Source organism: Streptomyces sp. UG1, from assembly GCF_049974585.1.
In the GTDB taxonomy this organism is placed as follows: domain Bacteria; phylum Actinomycetota; class Actinomycetes; order Streptomycetales; family Streptomycetaceae; genus Streptomyces.
In genome coordinates this window covers 22,182-44,018 of the sequence record NZ_JBNGGG010000063.1, presented here as the reverse complement: position 1 = coordinate 44,018, position 21,837 = coordinate 22,182, and the positions used below count along the sequence as shown (strand labels likewise).

21 protein-coding genes are annotated in these 21,837 nt (G+C 71.7%); 6 read left to right on the top strand and 15 right to left on the bottom strand.

All coding sequences use genetic code 11. From position 1 onward, the window contains the following. Positions 1 to 359: 359 nt before the first annotated feature. The 3 genes from ACP4J3_RS46270 to ACP4J3_RS46260 all read left to right on the top strand — a co-directional run bounded on the left by ACP4J3_RS46270 (position 360) and on the right by ACP4J3_RS46260 (position 1,593). Complete coding sequence (locus tag ACP4J3_RS46270; protein WP_426543500.1) at positions 360 to 749, top strand: hypothetical protein; 390 nt, start codon at positions 360 to 362, stop codon at positions 747 to 749. Positions 750 to 829: 80 nt separating this feature from the next. Next, positions 830 to 1,411: a GNAT family N-acetyltransferase gene (locus ACP4J3_RS46265; RefSeq protein ID WP_426543498.1), complete on the top strand. Its 582-nt coding sequence runs from the start codon at positions 830 to 832 to the stop codon at positions 1,409 to 1,411. Then, the gene (locus ACP4J3_RS46260) at positions 1,408 to 1,593 is read left to right on the top strand and encodes a DUF1737 domain-containing protein (RefSeq protein WP_426543496.1); all 186 of its coding nucleotides are present in this window, start codon (positions 1,408 to 1,410) and stop codon (positions 1,591 to 1,593) included. Before ACP4J3_RS46265 ends, ACP4J3_RS46260 begins: the two co-directional genes overlap by 4 nt. Before the next feature lie 83 nt (positions 1,594 to 1,676). On the opposite strand, the gene ACP4J3_RS46255 is transcribed toward ACP4J3_RS46260, so the two are convergent. Beyond that, positions 1,677 to 3,005 (bottom strand): MFS transporter, encoded by a 1,329-nt coding sequence (locus tag ACP4J3_RS46255; RefSeq protein WP_426543494.1) that lies wholly within the window; start codon positions 3,003 to 3,005, stop codon positions 1,677 to 1,679. Between the two features lie 71 nt (positions 3,006 to 3,076). Here ACP4J3_RS46255 and ACP4J3_RS46250 point away from each other — a divergent pair, with 71 nt between their 5' ends. After that, on the top strand, positions 3,077 to 4,099 hold the full coding sequence (locus ACP4J3_RS46250) for a GlxA family transcriptional regulator (RefSeq protein WP_426543492.1): 1,023 nt from the start codon (positions 3,077 to 3,079) through the stop codon (positions 4,097 to 4,099). Positions 4,100 to 4,150: 51 nt separating this feature from the next. Here the strand turns inward: ACP4J3_RS46250 and ACP4J3_RS46245 are convergent, their stop codons facing one another. Beyond that, complete coding sequence (locus ACP4J3_RS46245; protein ID WP_426543490.1) at positions 4,151 to 4,336, bottom strand: DUF1737 domain-containing protein; 186 nt, start codon at positions 4,334 to 4,336, stop codon at positions 4,151 to 4,153. Positions 4,337 to 4,561: 225 nt separating this feature from the next. On the opposite strand from ACP4J3_RS46245, the gene ACP4J3_RS46240 reads away from it, so the two are divergent. Continuing rightward, positions 4,562 to 5,407: a GNAT family N-acetyltransferase gene (locus tag ACP4J3_RS46240; protein ID WP_426543488.1), complete on the top strand. Its 846-nt coding sequence runs from the start codon at positions 4,562 to 4,564 to the stop codon at positions 5,405 to 5,407. Positions 5,408 to 5,642: 235 nt separating this feature from the next. On the opposite strand, the gene ACP4J3_RS46235 is transcribed toward ACP4J3_RS46240, so the two are convergent. Both ACP4J3_RS46235 and ACP4J3_RS46230 read right to left on the bottom strand, forming a co-directional pair. After that, positions 5,643 to 6,155, bottom strand: a complete 513-nt coding sequence (locus tag ACP4J3_RS46235) for an N-acetyltransferase family protein (protein ID WP_426543486.1) — start codon at positions 6,153 to 6,155, stop codon at positions 5,643 to 5,645. A 25-nt stretch (positions 6,156 to 6,180) separates the two neighbouring features. After that, positions 6,181 to 6,954, bottom strand: coding sequence for a GntR family transcriptional regulator (locus tag ACP4J3_RS46230; RefSeq protein ID WP_426543484.1), 774 nt, complete (start codon positions 6,952 to 6,954; stop codon positions 6,181 to 6,183). A 207-nt stretch (positions 6,955 to 7,161) separates the two neighbouring features. On the opposite strand from ACP4J3_RS46230, the gene ACP4J3_RS46225 reads away from it, so the two are divergent. Then, positions 7,162 to 7,485 (top strand): hypothetical protein, encoded by a 324-nt coding sequence (locus tag ACP4J3_RS46225; RefSeq protein WP_426543482.1) that lies wholly within the window; start codon positions 7,162 to 7,164, stop codon positions 7,483 to 7,485. A gap of 199 nt (positions 7,486 to 7,684) precedes the next feature. On the opposite strand, the gene ACP4J3_RS46220 is transcribed toward ACP4J3_RS46225, so the two are convergent. The 11 genes from ACP4J3_RS46220 to ACP4J3_RS46170 all read right to left on the bottom strand — a co-directional run bounded on the left by ACP4J3_RS46220 (position 7,685) and on the right by ACP4J3_RS46170 (position 21,836). Continuing rightward, on the bottom strand, positions 7,685 to 8,116 hold the full coding sequence (locus ACP4J3_RS46220; protein ID WP_426543480.1) for an N-acetyltransferase family protein: 432 nt from the start codon (positions 8,114 to 8,116) through the stop codon (positions 7,685 to 7,687). A gap of 198 nt (positions 8,117 to 8,314) precedes the next feature. Next, entirely contained in the window at positions 8,315 to 8,914 is a 600-nt protein-coding gene (locus tag ACP4J3_RS46215) for a flavin reductase family protein (RefSeq protein WP_426543478.1), read from the bottom strand. Between the two features lie 53 nt (positions 8,915 to 8,967). Then, a complete protein-coding gene (locus tag ACP4J3_RS46210; protein ID WP_426543476.1) occupies positions 8,968 to 9,804 on the bottom strand; it encodes an enoyl-CoA hydratase/isomerase family protein in 837 nt (278 codons plus the stop codon). 7 nt (positions 9,805 to 9,811) lie between these two features. After that, positions 9,812 to 12,037: an acetate--CoA ligase family protein gene (locus ACP4J3_RS46205; protein WP_426543474.1), complete on the bottom strand. Its 2,226-nt coding sequence runs from the start codon at positions 12,035 to 12,037 to the stop codon at positions 9,812 to 9,814. Positions 12,038 to 12,170: 133 nt separating this feature from the next. Further along, positions 12,171 to 13,670 (bottom strand): flavin monoamine oxidase family protein, encoded by a 1,500-nt coding sequence (locus tag ACP4J3_RS46200; RefSeq protein ID WP_426543472.1) that lies wholly within the window; start codon positions 13,668 to 13,670, stop codon positions 12,171 to 12,173. 145 nt (positions 13,671 to 13,815) lie between these two features. Further along, positions 13,816 to 15,048 (bottom strand): flavin-containing monooxygenase, encoded by a 1,233-nt coding sequence (locus tag ACP4J3_RS46195; protein ID WP_426543470.1) that lies wholly within the window; start codon positions 15,046 to 15,048, stop codon positions 13,816 to 13,818. Positions 15,049 to 15,229: 181 nt separating this feature from the next. Continuing rightward, positions 15,230 to 15,958 carry a 3-oxoacyl-ACP reductase FabG gene (gene fabG, locus ACP4J3_RS46190; RefSeq protein WP_426543468.1) on the bottom strand — a complete coding sequence of 243 codons (729 nt, stop codon included), beginning with the start codon at positions 15,956 to 15,958 and terminating at the stop codon, positions 15,230 to 15,232. A gap of 1 nt (position 15,959) precedes the next feature. Further along, positions 15,960 to 17,519, bottom strand: a complete 1,560-nt coding sequence (locus ACP4J3_RS46185) for an MFS transporter (RefSeq protein ID WP_426543466.1) — start codon at positions 17,517 to 17,519, stop codon at positions 15,960 to 15,962. Further along, on the bottom strand, positions 17,516 to 18,979 hold the full coding sequence (locus ACP4J3_RS46180; RefSeq protein ID WP_426543464.1) for a class-II fumarase/aspartase family protein: 1,464 nt from the start codon (positions 18,977 to 18,979) through the stop codon (positions 17,516 to 17,518). The genes ACP4J3_RS46185 and ACP4J3_RS46180 overlap by 4 nt, the downstream gene beginning before the upstream one ends. Then, a complete protein-coding gene (locus ACP4J3_RS46175) occupies positions 18,976 to 20,925 on the bottom strand; it encodes an FAD/NAD(P)-binding protein (protein ID WP_426543462.1) in 1,950 nt (649 codons plus the stop codon). Before ACP4J3_RS46175 ends, ACP4J3_RS46180 begins: the two co-directional genes overlap by 4 nt. Next, positions 20,922 to 21,836, bottom strand: a complete 915-nt coding sequence (locus tag ACP4J3_RS46170) for an NAD-dependent epimerase/dehydratase family protein (RefSeq protein ID WP_426543460.1) — start codon at positions 21,834 to 21,836, stop codon at positions 20,922 to 20,924. The genes ACP4J3_RS46175 and ACP4J3_RS46170 overlap by 4 nt, the downstream gene beginning before the upstream one ends. Position 21,837 lies beyond the last annotated feature (1 nt).

The window sequence follows — 21,837 nt, the reverse complement described above, 5'->3', positions numbered from 1 at the left end:
CACTTCCTGGCCTTCACCGCCATCGCCTGCAGCCTCATCTGCTACCGCAGACTCACCAAATGAGACGACGTCTAAGAGCGGGCAGTGATGCGCCGTGCCGGACGTGCGGCTCAGAAGCCCGTTCGAAAACCCCGCCCCCGATGCCACGCGCCAGAAGCGCTGACGGCCTCTTGCTGGCACAGGCTGAGCGGTGTGGACTGCCTCGGTGACCAAAGTCCTGTATCTGATCTCCTGTGCCGCCCCGCCTGTCCGGACCATCGCCACCGGCATACGCAAGGCGCAGGCCGCCGGGTGGGACGTCTGCCTCGCCCTCACGCCGTCCGCACACCGTTGGGTGGAGCCGGACCTCGCCGAACTCCGTGAACTCACCGGCCACCCGGTCCGCCAGAGTACAAGCACCCCGACGCGGCCGACGTTCTGCCTCCGCCCGGCGCGATCCTCGCCGCCCCATCACGCTCAACACCCTGACGAAGTGGGCCGACGGACACTCGGACACCCTGGCGCTGGGCCTGGTCACCGAGGCACTCGGCCTCGAACTGCCCCTGGTCGCACTGCCGTACATCAACCGGGCTCAGGCGGCACATCCCGCACTTGCCCGTGGCGTGTCCCTGCTACGAGAGTGCGGGGTGACCGTGCTGCTCGGAGAGGGAGGCTTCATTCCTCACGAGCCCAAGCACGGCGACGTGGACGCCTACCCCTGGGATGCCGCGCTCGCCGCCTTGCCCACGCCGCGTAAGGCAAACGGCTGAGTATCCGGGGAACAGTACGGCCCCGGTGCGCTTGCGGACCTCCGCAGAGTCGATGGCATGCATCCGTGAAGGAGCCCAGCATGGAGAACACCGTCGTCCGCCCCTTCGAGGACACGGACCTCCCCGGCGCGGCCACCGCGCTGACCGACGTGCACGCCACCGACGGATACCCGGTCGAGGGCGTGGCCCACCCCGAGGCCTGGCTGCGGTCGGACGACGTACTGGCCTCCTGGGTCGCGGAGTCAGGACAGCGGATCGTCGGCCATGTGGCGGTGATGCGGCCACGCGGCGAGGGCGCGGTGTCCCTGTGGACCGAACGGAGCGGGGCCGACGAGCACCGCATCGGGGTGCTGGCCCGCCTCTTCGTCGTCAGGGACGCGCGCAAGCGCACCGTGGGCGAGCGACTTGTCCGGACAGCCATGGACTACGGGCTGAGCCACAACCGCCGCCTCGTACTGGACGTCATGGTCAGGGACACCGCCGCCCTACGTCTTTACGAGCGCCTCGGCTGGCGCAGGACCGGTCGGACCGCCACCACTACGACAACGGGCAGCACATCGCAGCCATCTGCTACGTGGCACCCGGAACCTGACCGGCCCAGGCGGAACATGCTGGCCTGCCGGCTCGGTGGGCGAGTGCTTCTGGGACCCTTCTCCTCATGAGCACACCACCAGACGGACTACCCATCTACCGAGTCCTGACCGGAGCGGACGACGCCGCATTCTGCCGACGTGTGAGCGAAGCGATCGGCCTCGGCTACAAACTGCACGAAGGCCCCACCATCACCTTCAATGGTGAGAGCGTCATCGTCGCGCAGGCGCTGGTCTGGCCGACACAGTCGTAGAGAAGGGCTGCACGGGGGTCGGTGGTGACGTTCACCTGGGCCCGTGCGGCCTACTCTCATCCCGCTCCGTCCGGACACAGCTCTTATGCCGCCGTCACCGGGGCCGCCGTACGCCGCCGGATCACCAGCGACATCAGCGCCGCCGCCGCGCACAGCGCGCCCGAGGCGTACCAGACCACGTCGTACGCGCCGAAGACGTCCCGCGCGACTCCGCCGAGGAAGGCCACCAGCGCGGCGCCGACCTGGTGGGAGGCGAGGACCCAGCCGAAGACGATCGCGCTGTCGTCGCCGTACTGCTCACGGCACAGGGCGACGGTGGGCGGGACGGTGGCGACCCAGTCGAGGCCGTAGAAGACGATGAAGAAGAGCATCGGCGGGCGGACCGACGGGGCGAGCAGCATCGGCAGGAAGAGGAGGGAGATGCCGCGCAGGGCGTAGTAGACGGCGAGCAGGCGGCGCGGCTCGAAGCGGTCGGTGAGCCAGCCGGAGGCGATGGTGCCGACGACGTCGAACACGCCGATGACCGCGAGCAGTGAGGCGGCGGTCGTGATGGGCATGTGGTGGTCGTGGGCGGCGGGCACGAAGTGGGTCTGGATGAGGCCGTTGGTGGAGGCGCCGCAGATCGCGAAGGTGCCGGCCAGCAGCCAGAAGGGGCCGGTGCGGGCCGCCGAGAACAGGACGGTGACCGCCCGGCGAGCGGCGCCCGGCGTGGGTGGCGGCTTGGGTACGAACTCCTGTGCGCCGTACGGCTTCAGGCCCACGTCGGCCGGGTGGTCGCGCAGCAGCAGCCAGACGAAGGGGACGACCGCGAGGGCGGCGAGGGCGACCGTGACGGCGGCCGGGCGCCAACTGTGCTCGGCGACCATCCAGGACAGCACCGGCAGGAAGATGAGCTGGCCGGAGGCCGAGGCGGCGGTGAGGATGCCGGTGACCAGGCCGCGGCGCTTGGTGAACCAGCGGTTGGTGACGGTCGCGGCGAAGGCCAGCGCCATGGATCCGGTGCCCAGGCCCACCAGCAGGCCCCAGCACAGCAGCAGTTGCCAGGCCGCCGTCATCCAGTACGTCAGACCCGAGCCGAGCGCGATCACGCTCAGCGCGACGGCCACGACCCGCCGGATGCCGAAGCGGTCCATCAGGGCGGCGGCGAAGGGGGCGGTGAGGCCGTACAGGGCGAGGTTGACGGAGACGGCGGCGCCGATCGTGCCGCGCGACCAGCCGAACTCCGCGTTCAGCGGGTCGATGAGCAGGCCCGGCAGGGAGCGGAAGGCGGCGGCGCCGAGGATCGTTACGAAGGTGACGGCGGCGACGAACCAGGCGCGGTGGATACGGGTACGGCGTGGCGTCAGCGGGGGCTTGTCGACGGTGGCGGCAGTGGTGGCAGTGGCGGTGGAGGCTTCGGTTGTCTGCGTCACGTCAACGAGCTTCGGGCATGCGCGGACGCGGATCGATTGGCCCGAAGGACAGCATTCGTTAGGATCGGGCCATGAGCAGTGAGTCGGGACCCCGTCCGTCCTCGGATTTCCGCCCGCACCGCGTCGTCGTCCTCGCCCTCGACGGCCTCCTCCCCTTCGAGCTGGGCATCCCGCACCGGATCTTCGGCCGCCCCAAGGACGCGCGGAAGCGGCACCTGTACGAGGTCGTCACCTGCTCGATCCGGCCGCCGGGCCCGGTGCGCACCGACGCGGACTTCGCCATCCAGGCCGAGCACGGCCCCGAGACGCTGGCCACCGCCGACACCGTGATCATCCCGGCGTCGTACGAGCTCGGGCCGGTCTTCGAGGAGGGCGTACTGACCGACGAGCTGGCCTCCGCGCTCGCCCACATCCGCCCCGGCACCCGGCTCGCCTCCATCTGCACCGGCGTCTACGTCCTGGCCGCGGCGGGACGGCTGGACGGGCGCCCGGCGACCACGCACTGGGCGGACGCCGAGCGCTTCCAGCGGCTGTTCCCGCGGGTCGACGTCGACGCGGACGTGCTGTTCATCGACGACGGTGACGTGCTGACCTCGGCCGGGGTCGCGGCCGGGATCGACCTGTGCCTGCACATGGTGCGCCGTGACCACGGCACGGCGATCGCCAACGAGGTGGCCCGGCGCACGGTCGTACCGCCGCATCGGGACGGCGGCCAGGCGCAGTACATTCACCGTCCCGTCCCCGACCCCCAACAGTCGTCCACGACCAACGCCCGCGCCTGGGCCCTGGGCCGCCTCCACGAGCCCATCCAACTGCGCGACATGGCCGACCAGGAGGCCATGTCGGTCCGCACCTTCACCCGCCGCTTCCGCGAGGAGACCGGCATCAGCCCCGGCCAGTGGCTCACCCAGCAACGCGTCGAACGCGCCCGCCACCTCCTGGAGTCCACCGACCTCTCGGTCGACCAGGTGGCCAGGGACGCGGGCTTCGGTACGGCCCAGTCGATGCGACAGCACTTGCAGGCGGCCCTGGGCGTGACGCCGACGGCGTACCGGCGCACGTTTCGACGGGCGGCGGGCACTCGCGCCGCTTAGTGGACGTCGGGTGCGCGGTGCCGATCGCAACCACCACTACTCACAGCGTCCCTACGACTGCGTCGGCCAGACCAGCGCCTGCGCGACGATGACGCTCTCACCGTTGAAGGTGACGGCGGGCCCTTCGTGCAGTTGGTAGCCAAGACCGATCGCTTCGCTCACACGTCGGCAGAATGCGGCGTCGTCCGCTCCGGTCAGGACTCGGTAGATGGGAAGCCCATCCGGCGGTGTGCTCATGAGGAGAGCGTCCCAGAAACACTCGCCCACCGATCCAGCAGGCCGTCATGTTCCGCGCGGGCCGGTCGGATTCCGGGTGCCACGTAGCAGGTGGCTTCGATGCGCCGGCTGCAAGCGCGCCTAGTTCGCGTCGACTGGGCCTGGGCCCGGGCGCGTTCCCATGCATCAAGCCCGGCAGCGAATCTCGGATGCGGCGCGGCACCGTTCCGTGGTGGGATGCGCCGCATGAGCGACTCGCTGCGTGCTCGCATCGAGCAGTACTACGCCACCGTGCCGTTGCTGTTCGCCGATGCCGAAGAGTTCGGGTCGTTACGGCTGTTTGTGCCAAAGGGGCCGGGCGCCCCGTATTACGGCGGCCCCAGTCATGCCCAACCCACCACGGACGGCGCGTCGGCCGTTACTGCTGCCGACATCGCCCGGGTGCGGGCCCGGCAGCGCGAACTCGGCGTGCCGGAGGCCTTCGAGTGGCTGGCCGAGACGGCGCCGACGCTGCGTTCGCGTATCGAGGCGGCGGGTCTGCCAGTGGCGGAACGCCCGCTGATGGCTCTGGATCCGCACCACACGGTTCGGCTGCCGCCGTTGCCCGAGGGGTTGACGCTTCGCGTGCTGACAGCCGACGACCCCGCGCTGCCCGCAGCCCTCGCCCTGCCCCGCCTGGCCTTCGCCGACGAGGGCACCAGGGTGGGCTCGGCGGGGCGTAAGGAACTGTCGGCTGTGGCCGAGGAGATGACGGCGGACGGCACGGTGGCAGCGATTCGCCCTGTGATCCGCGCCGGGCGCAAAACACTCATCGCCGCCCTCGCCTCTGACGGCACCCCACTGGCCGTCGGCCACTATCACCCGGCGAACGGCACCACCGAGATCGGTGGCATCGGTACTCTTCCCGCCGCCCGCCGCCAGGGTCTGGCCGCCGCCGTCACGGCGGCCCTGGTCACCCACGCGCTCGAGGCCGGGGTGAACACCGTCTTCCTCGCCTACGCGCAGGATGCCGTCGCCCGCATCTACTCACGCCTGGGATTCCGCCCCGCCGGCAGCACCTTTCTGATCGCCAACCAGCCCGCGCGATCGTAGGCTCGCACGCTGGTTACTCACCGGCATGCCCACGACGATGAGGTGGTCGCCATCGGTGCGCACCGCGTATGCAGGCCGCAACTCGCCCTGCCCATGGGCCAGACGATGGCAGAGACCACCGACATCCGGCCGGGAGCGGCTGCTGCGGTTCGCCGGCTTGGCGCAGAAGGTCTTGGTGGATCCGGAGTAGGACGAGGTCTTTCGGCAGGGAGGCGGCCGCGGCGGTCTGGGCCGGTCAGGTTCCGGGAGACACGTAGCAGACGGCTTCGATGTGCTGCCCGTTGCCGTAGTGGTGCACGGTTCCTCCGGTCCTGCGCCAGCCGAGGCGCTCGTACAGGCGTAGGGCGGCGGTGTCCTTGACCATGACGTCCAGTACGAGGCGGCGGTTGTGGCTCAGCCCGTAGTCCATGGCTGTCCGGACAAGTCGCTCGCCCACGGTGCGCTTGCGCGCGTCCCTGACGACGAAGAGGCGGGCCAGCACCCCGATGCGGTGCTCGTCGGCCCCGCTCCGTTCGGTCCACAGGGACACCGCGCCCTCGCCGCGTGGCCGCATCACCGCCACATGGCCGACGATCCGCTGTCCTGACTCCGCGACCCAGGAGGCCAGTACGTCGTCCGACCGCAGCCAGGCCTCGGGGTGGGCCACGCCCTCGACCGGGTATCCGTCGGTGGCGTGCACGTCGGTCAGCGCGGTGGCCGCGCCGGGGAGGTCGCTGTCCTCGAAGGGACGGATGACGATGTTCCCCATACCGGTCTCCTTGTGGGCTCGGTGTTCACTCCACGGACAGTTCGTAGAGCAGGCCGGTCAGGTCGGCACGGTGTACGTATCTGGACACCTCGAAGGCCGTGTCCTGCTGGTTCAGGCTGGTGTGCAGGACTTCGATGACGGGGATGCCGGAGGGCAGGTTCAGCACTGTCGCTTCGGCCGGTGTCGGCATGCGCGCGGTGATCTCGTCCCGTACGCGGGTCATGACGTGGCCGAGTTCTTCGAGTCGGCCGTAGATACCGTCCTTGCCGGTCCTGGGCTTCGTCAGCGGTGTGCCCTGGGCTTCGTCCCACCGGAGGTAGGTCGACCCGATCTGCACGGGTTCGTCGTCGGCGAAGTAGTGGTTCTCCCTGTGCAACACGCTTTCCTCTTCGGCCGGGACGGCGAGGCGCTCGGCGATGTCCTGGGGCGGACGCTCCCGGGTGATGCCCACGACGTCGATGCGCGCCTCCTTGCCCTGACGCTTGGCTTCCAGCCGGAAAGGGGTGAGGCCGGTCTCTCGGTTGCCGCGCGAGTAGCGATCACTGCCGAAGCGGAACAGCCGCTGCGCCTCTCGCACGAAGACTCCACTGCCGTGACGGGCCGTCACCAACCCTTGCTCTGCGAGGAGCCGGATCGCCTCACGAGCCGTGTTGCGTGCGGCTCCGTACCGCTGGGCGAGGGCGCGTTCGGAAGGCAGCTTGTCGCCGGGTGCGAGGTGTCCGGCTTTGATGGCGGCTCGCAGCTCTTCCGCGATGCGTCTGCTCGGCGGTTGGTTTGCGGAGGGGGCGGGCGTCGTCATGCTCCCAGCATAACAACTGGCTTAAGCCAATCACTTGACGCGTGTGACGGTCCGTCGCCAGACTGGCTTGAGCCAGTAACCGGGCCGTTGTCGGCCGGACAATGCCGGGGCGGCGTCCTACCGCCAAGCAGACACACCGCCCCGGCTCCCTCAGAAGGGAGCTTTCATGATGCCTGTGACGCCCACGGCCGCGGGAGGGGTGAGCGCGTGAGCTATGACCGAAACGCCCTCACAGCGCCGCCTCCGGGTCTGCGGCTGCTGCCCTGGGAGACAGACACCGGCAAGCCATGTTTCCTGTCCGCCGACGGCGTGGACGGCCCGTTGTCCCGGCTCGCGGATGAGATCGAGGCGGACCAACTCCAGGATGGGGCTGACGTTTTGGCGGGTGCGAGAGCTGTCCTGGACGATCGCAAGGCGGGCGAATACGCGTTACGGCGTGCGCTGCGGGCCGCCACGCAGGTACTCGGCGATGTGCTGCGTGTCGCCGACAGCAGGGGTGCGCGGTTGACTCAGCGGGGTGATGGCCCGTGACGGCGACCGACGTGCCTGCGCTGTCCGCCGAGTGCACGCTGGCGCGCAAGCCTGGCTACGAGGACGTACACGCCCGGTGTCGGCAGCTCAGGGACGTACCGCTGCCGCACACCACGCGTGTCCTGCTCGTGGCCCGTTGCCGCTGCTCGTGCCATCGACAGTTGATGGGCAAGGACCCCTTATGAGGGCGCTCACCGGCCTACTGGTGTACGTGGCTGTTGTGACTGCCCCTGTCCTCGCCTTGGTGCTGGCGCAGGCGCCGACGCCCTACTAGGTCCAAGTCCAGTCGCAGCCGGACATAGTTCGCGTCGGCTGGGCCTGGGCGTTGGTGGCCGTCAGGGGTCCAGCCGTGGCGGACGTAGAAGGCATGGGCTCGGGTGTTGCTTTCCCAGGCTTCGACGACCTCGGTCGTGAGTGACGCCTCGCGCAGGAACCGCACGAATGCGGCATGCAGTTGGCTGCCGATCCCTTGGCCCCAACTGCCCGGACGGACGTGGATCTGGTGCAGTTGGCCGGCAGTCGTGGCGTCCACGTCGACGTCCACCGGATCGCCCATCGACAGGATGCCCACCAACTCGCCTTCTCGCACGGCACACAGCACCGTCCGGTTCTCTGCTTGGAGGGCGCGCATCCACGCATCCCGTCGAGCGGACCGCGCCTCGGTGGAGGCGAGTTCCGCTTCCGGTATTCCACCTGCCCGGTAGTAGGCGGTGCGGCCTGAGTGTGCAGGTCGGTGATGCCGTCCAGGTTGTTCTGGCTTGCATCGCGAAGCATCGTTTGAAAAGTCGTCACGAGTACATGACGCACTGCTCGCGGTACAGAGTTCCTCTCACAGAAACCGCCCCTTGTGGAACAGCAGCGGCGCCGCCTCGTCCCTGTCGCTCGCCCCCAGGGCGTCCACCCGTCCCACCACGATCAGATGATCGCCGCCCGTGTGCACCGCGTGGATCGTGCAGTCGATCCAGGCGAGCGTGCCCGCGAGACGGGGTGAGCCCGACGCGGGAGCCGCGTCGTACGGAACGCCCGTGAACTTGTCCGCCCCGCTCACCGCGAAGGCGCGGCACAGCTCGCCTTGCCCGGCGCTCAGGACGTTCACGCAGAAGACGCCCGCGCGGGCGATGCGCGGCCACGTCGTCGACGTACGGCCGACCATGAAGGCGACCAGGGGCGGGTCGAGGGAGAGGGAGGAGAAGGACTGGCAGGCGAAGCCGGCGGGGCCGTCCGCGCTGTCGGAGGGGGGTGCGGTGACGATGGTCACGCCGGTCGCGAAGTTCCCCAGGACGCGTCGGAATTCGGCTTGATCCACCGGGGCGCGCTCGTCCTCGCGGACGCACCGCAGCTCCGGGCGTGGCAGCGCTTCGACGGGGGCCGGGGCCCTGGCCGATCCGAGGTAGCGGACGGCGGCGGCCGCCATCCCTGCGTGTCCCATCACGTTCTCCATTGAAGCTGACGGGGTGTCAGATGGGAAGGGTCGAAGGCCGGTCAATGGCCTCTGTAGTCGGGGGGCCGCTGCTCCACGAAGCTGCGTACCCCTTCCCGCGCGTCTCGCGTCGTCATGTTGATCTCCTGTGCCGCTGCCTCCGCCGCGAAGGCCGTGGCCCGGTCGGAGTCGAGGGAGGCGTTCACGAGCTGCTTGGTGAGGGCGAGGGCGCGGGTGGGGCCGTTGGCCAGGCGGTCGGCCCATTCGCGGGACGTCTTGTCCAGCTCCCCGTCCGGGACGACGCGGTTGACCAGGCCCAGCCGCTCCGCGTCCGCGGCGGTCAGCGCGTCGCCGAAGAACATCAGCTCCTTGGCGCGGTGGGGGCCGATGAGGCGGGGGAGGAGATAGGCGCCGCCGCCGTCGGGGACGAGTCCGCGTCGTACGAACACCTCGATGAACTTGGCCGACTCCGCGGCCAGTACGAGATCGCAGGCCAGCGCCAGATGCGCGCCGAGGCCGGCCGCGGTGCCGTTCACCGCCGCGATCACCGGTTTCTCGCAGTCCAGGACGGATGCGATGAGGCGCTGGGCGCCGAGCCGGATCGTGCGGGCGACGTCACCGGCTACGCGCTCGGCGGCGCCGCTCGCCGCCGTCACCCGCAGGTCCGCGCCCGCGCAGAAACCGCGGCCCGTGCCGGTCAGCACCACGGCCCGTACGGCGGGGTCCGCGGATGCGTCGGCCAGCAGTTGGATGAGGCGTTCTCGCTGGTCAGGGGTGATGGCATTGAGGGCTTCGGGGCGTTTGAGGGTGATGCGGCGGACCTGATTGTCAGTGGCGTGCTGTACCAATGAATCCACGGAATCGACGACGTTTCCGCGCACACGGGGGGAATCGGCCATGTCCATCTCAGCTACACACCGCCAACGCGTCCAGTGCCACCGCGCCCTGCCCCCTGGGCAGCACCATCAGCGGATTGATGTCGAGCTCCGCGAGATCGTCCCCGAGCTCCAGCACCATCCGCTGCACCCGCAGGACGACTTCCACGAGCGCGTCGAGATCCGCGGGGGGCCGCCCCCTGACCCCGTCGAACAGGGCCCGCCCGCGCAGCTCGGCACACATGTCCCGGGCCTGCTCCTCACCGAAGGGCGGCACGCGTACGGCGGTGTCGTTCAGGACCTCCACCAGCACCCCGCCGAGCCCGACCGTCACGGTCGGCCCGAACAGTTCGTCGTGCCCGGCGCCCACGACCATCTCGACGCCCCGCTCGACCATCTGGCAGACCAGCACGCCGTCCAGGGAGACGTCCTCGTAGCGCGCGATGTCGGTCAACTCGCGGTAGGCGTCCCGGACCTGGCTGGCGGAGGTCAGCCCGATCTTGACCAGGCCGAGCTCGGTCTTGTGGGCGATCCGTGCGCCGGACGCCTTCATGACCACCGGGTAGCCGACCAGTCCCGCGGCCCGTACGGCCGCCGCCGCGCTGGTCACCAACTGCTCGCGCGGGACGCGGATGCCGTACGCCCGCAGAAGCTGCTTCGCCGCGTGCTCGCTGAGCTGCTGGCCCGGGCGCATCAGTGCCTGCGCCTTGCGGTAGGACGGCGAGGGGGTGCGCGGGGCCTCGTCGAAGGGGGAGCGGTAGTTGGAGACGAAGCGGTGGTGGTCGAGGTAGGCGCGCACAGCGGTGATGCAGTTCGCCACCGTGCGGAAGGTGGCCACCCGGGACGAACCGAGCAGGACCTCGCGGTACGCCGGCTCGGTGCCGACCGGCGATCCCCAGATCACGCAGACCAGCTTGTCCGTCCGCTCGGCGGCGGCCACCAGGTCCTGGACGAGCCGGTCGCTGAGGGGCGGGAAGGGGCCGGTGACCGGGCAGATCAGCACCCCCACGGAGGGGTCGTCGAGGATGGCGTCGATGATCTTCCGGCCGCGGTGGTCGCCCACCGGATGCCCGCCGTTGTCGACAGGGTTGGCCACGCTCAGGTACTCGGGGATCCACTGGTGCAGCTCCGCCTGCTTGGCCTGCGACAGCGTCGGCAGCCGCAGCCCCGCCTCGGTCGCCAGGTCCGCGAAGTGCGCGCCCGTGCCGCCCGAGATCGAATAGACGACGACGCCCTCGGCGCGGGGCGGCCGCGCGCGGGCCAACAGGGCCGCCGTGTCCTGGAGTTCGTCGAGTCCGTCGACCCGGATCACGCCGTACTGGCGCATCGCCGCGTCCACCACCGCGTCCGCGCCGGTCAGCTTGCCGGTGTGTGAGGCGGCCGTGCGGGCGCCGGTCTCGGTGCGGCCCACCTTGACGGCCACGACCGGCACCTTGCGGCGGGCGGCGCGGTCGGCGGCGAGGAGGAAGGCCCGTCCATCCTTCAACCCCTCGACGTAGCAGGCGATGGCGCCGACCTCGGGCCGCTCGGCGAAGTAGGAGATGAAGTCGGCGGTCTCCAGGTCGGCCTCGTTGCCGGTCGGCGCCCAATGGGAGAGGCGGATGCCGAGCTCCTGGAGGGCGAAGACGGGGCGGCCCTGGTGGCCGGACTGGGTGATCAGGGCGATCGCGGGGCCGTGCAGGTCGTCCCGGAACCGTTCGAAGGCGTTGAGGTTGGTGTTGGGGCCCAGCAGCCGCATCCCGGACCGCTCGACGGCGGCGGTGAGCCGCTCCTGCGCGGCGGCGCCCTCCTCCCCGGTCTCCGCGAACCCGGAGGCGAAGACGACGGCGAACTTCACCTTGGCCTCGGCAAGCTCCTCGATCACCGCAAGGGGGTCGGCGACCAGCAGTACGGCGAGGTCGACCTGCTCGGGCAGGTCGGCGACGGAGGGAGAGCAGGGGATGCCGAAGACGGACGTACGGCTCGGATGCACCGGGTGGAGCCGGGCGCCGACCCGCTCGGACCAGGCGATGAGCTGGCGGGTGACCCCGGTGTTCGGCCGGCCCTCGGCGTCCGAGGCGCCGATGACGGCGACCGACTCCGGCCGGAAGAAGCGGTCCAGATCGGGCACGTCGCAGTACAGGGGACGGCCGCTGACGTCGAGATCGTCGACCTCGGCGGGCCGGCCGTGGACGGCGGGCCCGGGCTGCTCGCCACAGGCGATGACCCGGGCCCGGCGGGAGTCGGTGGTGAGGGTGCCGTGGGTTGATCCAAGCATCGGTCCGCCCGCTCCTGTGTGACAGCGATTAACTGACGCAGTGTCAGATTAAAGGAACTGACACCGTGTCAGGAACGGCTGTGCACGCAAAGTTGGGCGGCGGCGCGCTGGACCGGCCCCGCGCGGGGCACGCTCACAGCACTGCCAGCACCTCCTTCGCCACCCGCTCGCCCGACCGCACCGCCCCGTCCATGAAGCCCATCCAGTACGTGGAGGTCTCCGTCCCGGCCCAGTGGATGCCGCCGACCGGTGCGCGCAGGGCGGGGCCGTACTGGGTCAGGACGCCGGGCGCGGCGATGGAGACCGGGCCGCCGCGGGTGTAGGCCTCGTTGTTCCAGCGTTGCAGGACGAAGGAGGAAGGGGAGGCGGCTTTCGCGCCGAAGTACGTCGTGTAGTCCTTCAGCACGGCGGCCCGGACCTCCGCCTCGCTCGCCGCGTCCAGCTTCCGGGCCTCGTCGGCCTCGATGAAGCCCATCAAGGCGCCGTAGGAGGCGTCGGGCGGGGAGTTGTCGAAGGTGGAGCTGATCACGCCGGTGTCGCTGACGACCTGGCCGTTGAATCCGTCGGCGCGCCAGAAGGGGGTGTCGTAGATCGCGATGGCCTTGCCGACCGAGGCCATCGGCAAGCGCTGGGTGAGCTGGTCGCGGGCGGCCGGGAGGAGCGGGTCGTAGGTGATGCGGGCGGCGAGGGGCGGGGCCAGGGCGACGACGACCTTGCGGGCGTTGACGGTGATGCCGTCGGCCGTGACGACGTACCCGTCCGCGGACTTGGCGATGGTCCGCACCGGGGCGCTGAGCACCACCCGGTCGCCGAGCGAGGCGGCGAGCTTGATCGGCACCAGTTGGGAGCCGCCGACGAAGCGCAGCTCCTGGGCGCCGCCCGCGGTCTCGGTGAGGCGTTCCAGGGTGCCGGGGTTGGCGGCGTCGCCGGCGGCGGCGATGTAGAAGAGGACGAACAGGAAGGAGAGTTCGCGGGGCTCGGCCGAGAAGATCGACGTACAGGCCACGTCGAAGAGGAACTTGGCCGACGGGATGACGGCGTTGGCGCGCAGCCAGGTCTCGAAGGTCTGCCGGTCCCATTCATCGGCCTTGGCGGCGGTCCAGGGCGCGTCGACCGGGATCTTCTTGGCCAGGTCGTCGAGCTTGGCCTGCACGATCGCGGCGTTGGCGAGCCCGGCGGCGTCGATGGGCGGGACCGCGCCGAGGATGCCGTCGGTGGCGTAGGGGGTCTTCTTGCCGTCCTTGTAGAGGAGGTTGTTGCCGGTGTTGTAGGTGGTGAAGGTCTGCACGCCGAGCGAGTCGGCGAGGGCCTTGATGCGGTTCTGGGTGGGGCCGATGAACTCGCCGCCGCCCTCGGTGATCCCGCCGTTCGCGAGGTCGAGCCCGACGACCCGGCCGCCGACGCGGTCGCGGGCCTCCAGGACGACGACCGACTTGCCGGCGGCGACCAGATCGCGGGCGGCGGTGAGTCCGGCGAGCCCGGCGCCGACGATCGCGACATCGACGTCGCGGGACGTCGCGGCCGAGGCGGTGCCGGCGGTGGTGGCGCTCAGAGTGGCGGCGCCGACGGCTGCGGCTGTGCCGCCGAGCAGGGAGCGCCGGGATATCCGGGAGAGCTGTCTTTCACTTGCCACGTGCGTCCTCCGTCGGGGCGAGAGGGGTGGAGCAGGAAAGTTGAACAGTGCTCACATTCTGGCCCCGTGCGGCAGCGCAGTACAGCGCCCTCGTCACAACTGACGCTCAGGTAACAAGGGAGATACGTAAGAGAGTTGAGGGTGTCTAGGTCACCGGCAGCCGGGAGACCAGTGGGCCGCGGGTGCGGTCGCCGGCGATGGCCTTGGCTATCTTCCGGGCGTCGATCGCGATCTCGCGGAGGTTGCCGCTGATGGGGGCGGTGAAGCCGGTGAAGTAGAGGCCGGGGGCCTCGGCCGGGGTGCGGGCGCCCTGGACGACCGGATTGCCGCGTTCGTCGAGGACGGCGAGATGGCCGACGAGGCCCTCCAGCGCCCGGACGTATCCGGTGGCGGCGATGACGACGTCCGGTGAGACGAGAGTGCCGTCGGCGAGGTGGACCTTGCCGTCCTCGAACCGGTCGACGGCGGCCACGATCTCGACCCGGCCCTGGCGCACGGCGTCGATGAGCCCGACGTCGAGCACCGGGATCGCGCCCTCCTTGACCCGGCTGTAGAGCCCGGTGTCGGGACGCGGCAGCCCCTGCTCCGACAGGTCCGGCACGCTGAGCCTGGCCATGGGCCGGGCGAGCCGGTCGACGAGCCGCACCGGCAGGCGCCGCACGAGAATGCTGGTGAACTGGCTGGCCCACCCGGCGGTGGAGCGGCGCACGATGTGCGGGGTGGTGCGGACGGACAGCCGCACCCTGGAGGCGCCGCCCTCCACCAGGTCCACGGCGATCTCGGCGCCGGTGTTGCCGATGCCGACGACCAGGACGTCGCGGCCGGCGTAGGGCGCGGGGTTGCGGTACTGGCCGGCGTGCAGGAACTCGCCGGCGTAGGTGTCCCGTCCGGGCCAGTCCGGAATGCGCGGGGTGTGGTTGTGCCCCGTGGCGACGACGACCGCGGCACCGGTCAGCTCCCGTCCGCCGGTGGCGCGCAGCAGCCAGCCGGAGCCGTCCGGCGAGGGCTCGACCGTGGACACCTCGACGCCGGTGACGATCTCCAGGTCGTGGAACTCGGCGTACTTCTCCAGGTATCGCACGACGTCGTCCCGCGACACCCAGCGCCCGAAGCGCCGCGGCATCGGCAGCCCGGGCAGGGCCGACAGCCGCCGGGTGGTGTGCAGATGGAGCCGGTCGTAGTGGCGCCGCCAGGAGGCCCCCACCCGGTCCGACTTCTCCAGCACGACGGCACGCAGCCCCCGGGCGCGCAGGGCGTACGCGACGGAGAGTCCGCCGGGGCCGCCGCCTATGACATAGACGGGGTGGTCTGTGGCGGGGTGGCCCTTTGTGTGGTGGTCCGTCGGGGGGTGGTCGGTGCGCTGGGGGGTGTCGGCCATGGTCCGGAGCGTAATCACGCAGCCGCTTGATGGGTCTCGGTCAAGACCGGAATTGGTTGCGGATCGATCACGGCTGTGGGAGGGGTGGGTGGGGATTATGGCGTAGGTCACCTGGTTGTGGGGGTGGGGTGGAGGGCTGCCGAGCCTTCAGTCGCCCTTCCGGCTCGGGAAGGCCCCGCGTTCAATGGCCCAGCCCGGCGCCCCCGTCGACCGGGATCACGGCGCCGCGCACATATCCGGCACCGGCCAGGAACGCCACCGCGTCGGCGACCTCGTCGGGGTGGGCCGGGCGGCCGGCCGGGGTGCGACTGAGCAGGTGCCGGCGCTGCTCCTCGGTGAGCGCGCGGGTCATGTCCGTTTCGGTCAGGCCGGGTGCCACCACGTTGCAGGTGATGTCGCGGGGGCCCAGTTCGTGGGTCAGCGAGCGGGCGAACCCGACCAGTCCCGCCTTCGCCGCCGCGTAGTTGGTCTGCCCGGCGGCGCCGTGCAGGGCCGCCGTGGAGGAGACCAGCACGATACGGCCGTGGCCCTGCACGATCATCCCGCGCACCGCGCGGCGGGCGACCCGGAAGGCCCCCGTGAGGTTGGTGTCGATGACGGAGGTGAAGTCCCTCTCGCTCATCCGTATGAGCAGCCGGTCGTGGGTGACACCCGCGTTCGCGACCAGGACGGTGACCGGACCGTGGGCCGCCTCGGCCTCCTTGAAGGCCTGGTCCACCTGCCCGCCGTCCGTCACGTCGCACCGTACGGCGAGGAGGTTCTCGTCGGCGGGTGGCCGGTCACCGCGAAAGGTCACCGCGACCCGGTCTCCCGCCGCCGCGAAGCGGCGCGCTATGGCCAGCCCGATGCCCCTGTTCCCGCCGGTCACGAACACCGAGCGGGCTGCCGTCTGTTCCCTCGTGCCTGCCACTTCAGTCCCTTTCCCGCTCGCTGTTGACGCCCCGTGCGCGCAGCCCCACGACGGCTGTGACGAACCCGACGAAGGCCAGTACGGCCGTCCAGAACGTTGCCGAGTACATGGCGTCGAGGAAGGCGCGGTCGGCCGCGGCGGCCAGCTCCGGCAGCCGGAGCGAACCGGCCAGGGAGCGGGCTGTCTCGGCCGAGGTCCGGGCCTGCGCCGCCGCTTCCGCCGACAGCCCCTGCGGGCCGACGGGCAGGGCGGTGTCCGCCATGCGGTCCCGGTAGACGGCGGAGAGGATCGAGCCCGCCATCGCCACCCCCAGCGTTCCGCCGACCTGCCGGGTGACGCTGTTGACGGCCGATCCGGCGCCCGTGAGCTGCGGCGGCACCCCGCGCATCATCACGGCCGTGACCGGTGTGCCGACCAGGCCCATGCCGAAGCCCTGCACCCACAGCAGGGCGGCGATGACCGGGATGGGGGTCCGTTCGTCCAACCAGAGATAGGCGGCGTACGTGGCCGCCGTGGCCAGGACGCCGGCCGCGATCGTCCAACGGGCCGACAGCAGGCGGCTCATCGCCGGGGACGCCTGGCTGCCCAGGACGACACCGACCGCGGCGGCGATCATCACCGTGCCGGCCTCGGAGGGGGAGAGTCCGCGGGGTCCCTGGAGGTAGAAGGCCGCGTAGAACAGATGTCCTGCCAGGGCCATGAACGTGATCAGCAGCACCACGCTCCCGGCCGTGAACCCGGGCTGCCGGAAGAGCCGCAGGTCCAGGCTGGGCGCCGGGGATCTGCGCTGACCGGCCACGAACGCGGCGAGCAGGGCACCGCCCAGCACCAGCGGCAGCAGGACGTGGGCGCCGTACCAGGTCCGGCCGTTGCCGAGCTCGATGATGCCGTAGACCACACCGCCGAGGCCGAGCACCGACAGCGCGAGGCCGGGCAGGTCGAGCACCCTGCGCCCGGGGCTCTTCAACACGGGCACCACGGTCGCCACCCCGGCCAGACACAGGGCCACGATCGGCACGTTGGCCAGGAACACCGAACCCCACCAGAAGTGGTCGAGCAGCAGCCCGCCCACGACCGGGCCGACCGCCACACCCAGACCGCTGGACGAGCTCCAGATCGCGATGGCCCAGGTGCGTTTCTCCTCCGGGGTGCTCTGCACGATGACCGACAGGGTCGCGGGCATCAGCAGCGCACTGCCCGCGCCCATGAAGGCCCGAGCCACGATCAGCCATCCCGCGTCCGGTGCGAACGCGCCGGCCGCGGAGGCTGCGCCGAACAGTGCCAGACCGGCGAGGAGGGTGGCCCGGGGGCCGAAGCGGTCCGCGAGCGCGCCGCCCGCGAAGAGGGCACCGGCGAAGACCAGGGTGTAGGAGCTGGCCACCCACTCCAGTTCGGCGGGGGTCGCGCCCAGGCCCTCGGCCGGGTCGGCCAGCGTGCTGACCGCGACGTTGAGGACCGAGGTGTCCAGCCAGATCAGCATCTGGGCGCAGACGACGACCAGGAGGACGGGCCATGAGCGGGTGGGCGGCGCCTGTTCCTCGGTTCTGCTGACGGTGGTCATCGCGTGCCTTCCTCGTGAGGGGTGAGGCCGACGTCCCCGGAGTCAGCGGTGACGTCGACGGCCCCGTATCCGCGCAGCGCCCGGTCGACCAGTGCGTCGGCCGCGCCCGTGTAGCCGGCCGGGTCGAGGAGCTGGGCCAAGCGGGCTGGGGTGAACCGGGCCGACAGGTCGGGGTGTTCGCGGAGCACGTCGGCGAGCGGGCGTCCGGTGTCGGACGCCTCGGCCGTGGCGGCGGTCAGCAGCGTCTTCGCCCGTGCCTTGCCGAGCGCCGGGGCGAGCGCCACCGTCAGCCGCTCGGCGACGACGGCGCCGCCGGTCAGTTCGAGGTTGGCGAGCATCCGCTCCGGGTGCACGACCAGTCCCTCCGCGAGCTCCACGGCGGTGTGCGCGGCGCCGCCGGCCAGCCGCAGCGCCTCCCGGAGCGGCTGCCACTCGGCGTGCCAGGCCCCCGCGGGCCGCTCGTCCTCGGCGAGCATGCACTGCGCCAGGACGAGGGCGTGCGCGGGGACCTGACGGGCGGCCGACACGATCAGGGTGGCGAGTACGGGGTTGCGCTTCTGCGGCATCGCCGAGGAGGCCCCGCGTCCGGTCGCCGCGGGCTCGGACACCTCGCCGATCTCGGTGCGGGACAGCGTCTGCACATCGAGTGCGAACTTCCCGAGTGCCCCGGTGACGAACTGCAGCACCGCCGCCAGGTCGGCCACGGGCGTGCGCGCGGTGTGCCACGGGATCGTCGGCTCGGCCAGCCCGAGCGCCTGCGCGAATGGCCGGAGCAACTCGGTCCCGTCCGCGCCGTCGCCCTCGATCTGCCCGCCGTCCAGTACCGCGTACTCCCCGTACGCCGCCAGCGTGCCGGCCGCGCCCCCGAGCTGGGCCGGGAGCGTGGCCGCGACGGCCCGTACCCGCACGAGGGCGTCGGCGGCCAACTGGAGCCAGCCCGCCGCCTTCAGGCCGAGGGTGGTGGGCACCGCGTGCTGGGCCAGGGTGCGCCCGGCCAGCACCGTATGCCGATGGGCGTCGGCCAGGGCGGCGAGGGCGGCGCGGACGCGTTCCAGGTCGGCGGCGATCAGGCCGAGCACCCGGCGGGCGACCAGCATGGCCGCCGAGTCGAGGATGTCCTGGCTGGTCGACCCGCGGTGTACGTACTCGGCCGCGGCCGGGTCCTCGGCGGCGACCAGCTCGGTGAACGCGGTGACCAGCGTGACCACCGGGTTGGCCGTGGCCCTGGCCGCGCGGGCGAGGGCGACGAGGTCCAGCCGGTCCGCGCGGGCCGCCGAGGCGATCGCCGCCACCGCGGCGGCGGGCGTGCGTCCGACGGCGTACTGGGCCCGGGCCAGCGCCACCTCGGCGTCCAGCATGGCCTGCAACCAGGCCTCGTCGGTCACCTCGGCAGCCGCCGGCGTGTCCGCCCAGGTGGGGGCGAGCAGGCCCGCGTCAGTGCCCACGGACAGCGCGTTCACGTTCGTCGACTCCCTGTCTCGACTGTCTGATGCGAGGTCAATGTCTGATGTGATGTCAAAGGCGTGGAGCGTAAGGAAGCTTCGGCCTCCGGGAGCAGCAATGCCGCCCGCGCGATCGCGTCCGAGTCCTCCAGCGTCACCGAGCCGACCCCGGGCCTGACCCCGACCGCCGTCACCCAGCGCACCCCCTCCGTCGGCACCCCGAACGCGAACCGCCGCGGGTGCGTCCGGCCCGCCGCGTCCACCAGCCGGGGCGCGCCGCCGGTCACGGCCAGCCCGCCCGTCTCGTGACCGCCCAGCCGGTACGGGACGCAGGCACCGGCCGAGAACAGCGATCTCAGCAGGGGGTTGGCCGTGCCCCGCAGATCGATGCCGGGCAGCCGTGCCTCGATCAGCGCGTCGACCGGCACCGGCGGCTCGGACACCCGCTCCGCGTCGACGAGGAAACCGCCCGCGTGGGCGGAGGGCCGCACCCGCATCCCCGGTCCGACGACGTGCACCACCCCGGCCTCGATCAGCGCGATCAGCTGCTCGATCCGGAAGGCCGGCGGGCCGATCGAGGTGAAGGCGTTCAACGGCGTGTACCAGCCGTCGAGTTCGCCGCGGTAGGACTCGCCCAGGACGCCGCCGTGGTCGATCACCAGCCGGATCTCGTTGCGCAGGTCCCGCAGGGCGTCCAGCGCGGCCTTCAGCGGTCCGTCCACATTGCCGAGGCGGGCCTGAGCCACGTCCCGCCGCAGGTACTCCAGCAGCCAGTGCCGGAAGTCGTCGCGGCCGGCGAAGACGCGCTCGCCGTACGGGCGCTCGACGCGCCGCCAGTCCCACCGCTCGCCGGCCGGTATCCCGTACCGGTCGAGCAGGTCGGCCTCGGGACACCGGCCGGTGACAGCGGACAGTACGAACTCCTCGGCGGCCCCGGCTCCTTGGGCCGCGCGGATCCACGCCTCGTAGTAGACCGTCCGGACCTCCCGGTCGATCAGTGGCCACAGGTCGCGGCGGAAGCCGACCGGGCGCCGCCGCAGTCCGGCGATCACCTCCGGGGTCAGGAACCGGGGGTGGTGGCGGCCGAGCGCGCCCTTCTGGTTCTCGCCCCGGGAGTGGTATGGCACCCCACGCCGCGAACCGGCGTACAGCACCGGCTCGTTGCCGCTCGGCAGGTACACCAGCCCGTTCTCGCTGTCCTTGAACGTGCCGCCGCGGCCCTCGGTGAGCAGCGCCAGATGGTCGAAGAAGTTCAGCCCCAGGCCGCGCAGGGCGACCGGTGTGCCGGGCGCGATCTGCGCCGTTTCGGCATCGGCCGGGTTGGCGGGGCCCACGTACGTCAGACCGTGCCGGCCGGCGAAATCCGCCAGGGCGCGTTCCTGCCGGCCGGGAAGCTGCTCCACGTGGCCGAGCGCCAGCACCACCGCGTCCATCCCGGCCAACCGGCCGCCGTCCGCCAGCGTCACCGTCTGCCGTCCGTCGGGGGTGTCGTCCAGCGCGACCGCGGTCGACCGGTGCGCGTGGACCGTCACCTCCTCGGGCGCGGTGCGCAGGAGGTGCCGGAACACCCACTCCAGGTAGTGGCCGTGGAACGCCCGGGTCGGATAGGAGTCCGGGCCGAGCCGGCGTGCCTCGTCCAGGACCTGGGGCGGGTGGCACCCGGTGCCCTGCACGATCATGCGCGCCCAGTCGTACAGGCTGGGCCCCGGCACCGACGGCCCCGCGCAGTCCACGCTGTCGTCGGTGAACAGGGTCACCTGGGAGGCGACCGTGTTCATCAGCAGCTCGCCCGGCTGGCCGGTGCGCCACACCGCGCCCGGACCGGGCGGATACGGGTCGACGAGGTGGACCGCGACCGGCCGGGCGGTGCCCGCGGCGTTGGCGCAGATCCGCTCCAGGACGGACAGGCCGCGCGGCCCGGCGCCGACCACGCAGACGGCGAGGGCGTCGCCGGGTGCGGTCATTCCTCGCCCAGCCCGTCGCGCCAGCTCGGGTGCAGCGGCTTGAAGCCCAGTGCCGTACGCGCCCGGTCGTTCGCCGCGCCGTGTGCCTCGGTGAGCTGATGGGCCATGAACCAGCCCAGCAGCCGGGGCGCGAGCGCCGCCGGGACGGTGCGCGGGGGCGGGGCGCCGAGCGCGCTGGCGTAGTGCGGGAGCCACTGTGCGGCTGGGGCCGGGTCGTCGTCGGTCACGTGGAAGACACCGGTCGCCTCGGACTCGACGGCCGCTACGGCCGCCTGCACCGCGTCGTCCACGTGCAGGAACGACGTGATTCCGGCGCCGCCCTCCGGCAGCGGGAGCTTCCCGGCCAGTACCCGCAGCCCGGTCCCGCCGTCCCGGGCGTACGCGGTCCCGGGGCCGTACAGCGTGCCGTACCGCAGCACCACCCCCGCGAGGCCGCTGCCCGACACCAGCCGCTCCAGCTCGGCGACGGCCCGTACGGTGGCGGCCCAGCCGGGGTCCGGGGCGTCCACGTACAGCGGCGCGTCCTCGTCGAGGACCGGCGCCCCGCCCGGCGCGGCGGCGAAGGCGATGGACTGCGCGACCAGCCGCCGCGCACCGGCCGCGCGGGCTGCCTCGACCAGGTTGGCGGTGCCCTCGGTGCGCAGCCGCGCGGTCTGCGCGAAGGCCGCCGGAGGGTCGTCGCGCAGCAGCCGCAACGCCGACAGCTGGTGGACGACCGCCTCGGGCCGGGCGGCCGACACCGCCGACAGCACGGCCTCCCGGTCGAGGGCGTCGGCGACCACGACCCGGTCTGCCTCCGGGGCCCGCGACGCGTCCCGTACCAGTGCGCTCACCTCGTGGCCCCGCGCCCGCAGCGCACCCACCAGCGGGTGTCCGATCACGCCGGTTGCCCCGGCGACCAGCACACGCATA

Coding starts and splice junctions, on each gene's coding strand:
- ACP4J3_RS46170 (WP_426543460.1), bottom strand. CDS start 21,836: ATGCGTGTGCTGGTCGCCGGGGCAACCGGCGTGATCGGACACCCGCTG.
- ACP4J3_RS46250 (WP_426543492.1), top strand. CDS start 3,077: ATGAGCAGTGAGTCGGGACCCCGTCCGTCCTCGGATTTCCGCCCGCAC.
- ACP4J3_RS46245 (WP_426543490.1), bottom strand. CDS start 4,336: ATGAGCACACCGCCGGATGGGCTTCCCATCTACCGAGTCCTGACCGGA.
- ACP4J3_RS46215 (WP_426543478.1), bottom strand. CDS start 8,914: ATGGGACACGCAGGGATGGCGGCCGCCGCCGTCCGCTACCTCGGATCG.
- ACP4J3_RS46185 (WP_426543466.1), bottom strand. CDS start 17,519: ATGACCACCGTCAGCAGAACCGAGGAACAGGCGCCGCCCACCCGCTCA.
- ACP4J3_RS46195 (WP_426543470.1), bottom strand. CDS start 15,048: ATGGCCGACACCCCCCAGCGCACCGACCACCCCCCGACGGACCACCAC.
- ACP4J3_RS46175 (WP_426543462.1), bottom strand. CDS start 20,925: ATGACCGCACCCGGCGACGCCCTCGCCGTCTGCGTGGTCGGCGCCGGG.
- ACP4J3_RS46235 (WP_426543486.1), bottom strand. CDS start 6,155: ATGGGGAACATCGTCATCCGTCCCTTCGAGGACAGCGACCTCCCCGGC.
- ACP4J3_RS46210 (WP_426543476.1), bottom strand. CDS start 9,804: ATGGCCGATTCCCCCCGTGTGCGCGGAAACGTCGTCGATTCCGTGGAT.
- ACP4J3_RS46260 (WP_426543496.1), top strand. CDS start 1,408: ATGAGCACACCACCAGACGGACTACCCATCTACCGAGTCCTGACCGGA.
- ACP4J3_RS46265 (WP_426543498.1), top strand. CDS start 830: ATGGAGAACACCGTCGTCCGCCCCTTCGAGGACACGGACCTCCCCGGC.
- ACP4J3_RS46230 (WP_426543484.1), bottom strand. CDS start 6,954: ATGACGACGCCCGCCCCCTCCGCAAACCAACCGCCGAGCAGACGCATC.
- ACP4J3_RS46220 (WP_426543480.1), bottom strand. CDS start 8,116: ATGCGCGCCCTCCAAGCAGAGAACCGGACGGTGCTGTGTGCCGTGCGA.
- ACP4J3_RS46205 (WP_426543474.1), bottom strand. CDS start 12,037: ATGCTTGGATCAACCCACGGCACCCTCACCACCGACTCCCGCCGGGCC.
- ACP4J3_RS46240 (WP_426543488.1), top strand. CDS start 4,562: ATGAGCGACTCGCTGCGTGCTCGCATCGAGCAGTACTACGCCACCGTG.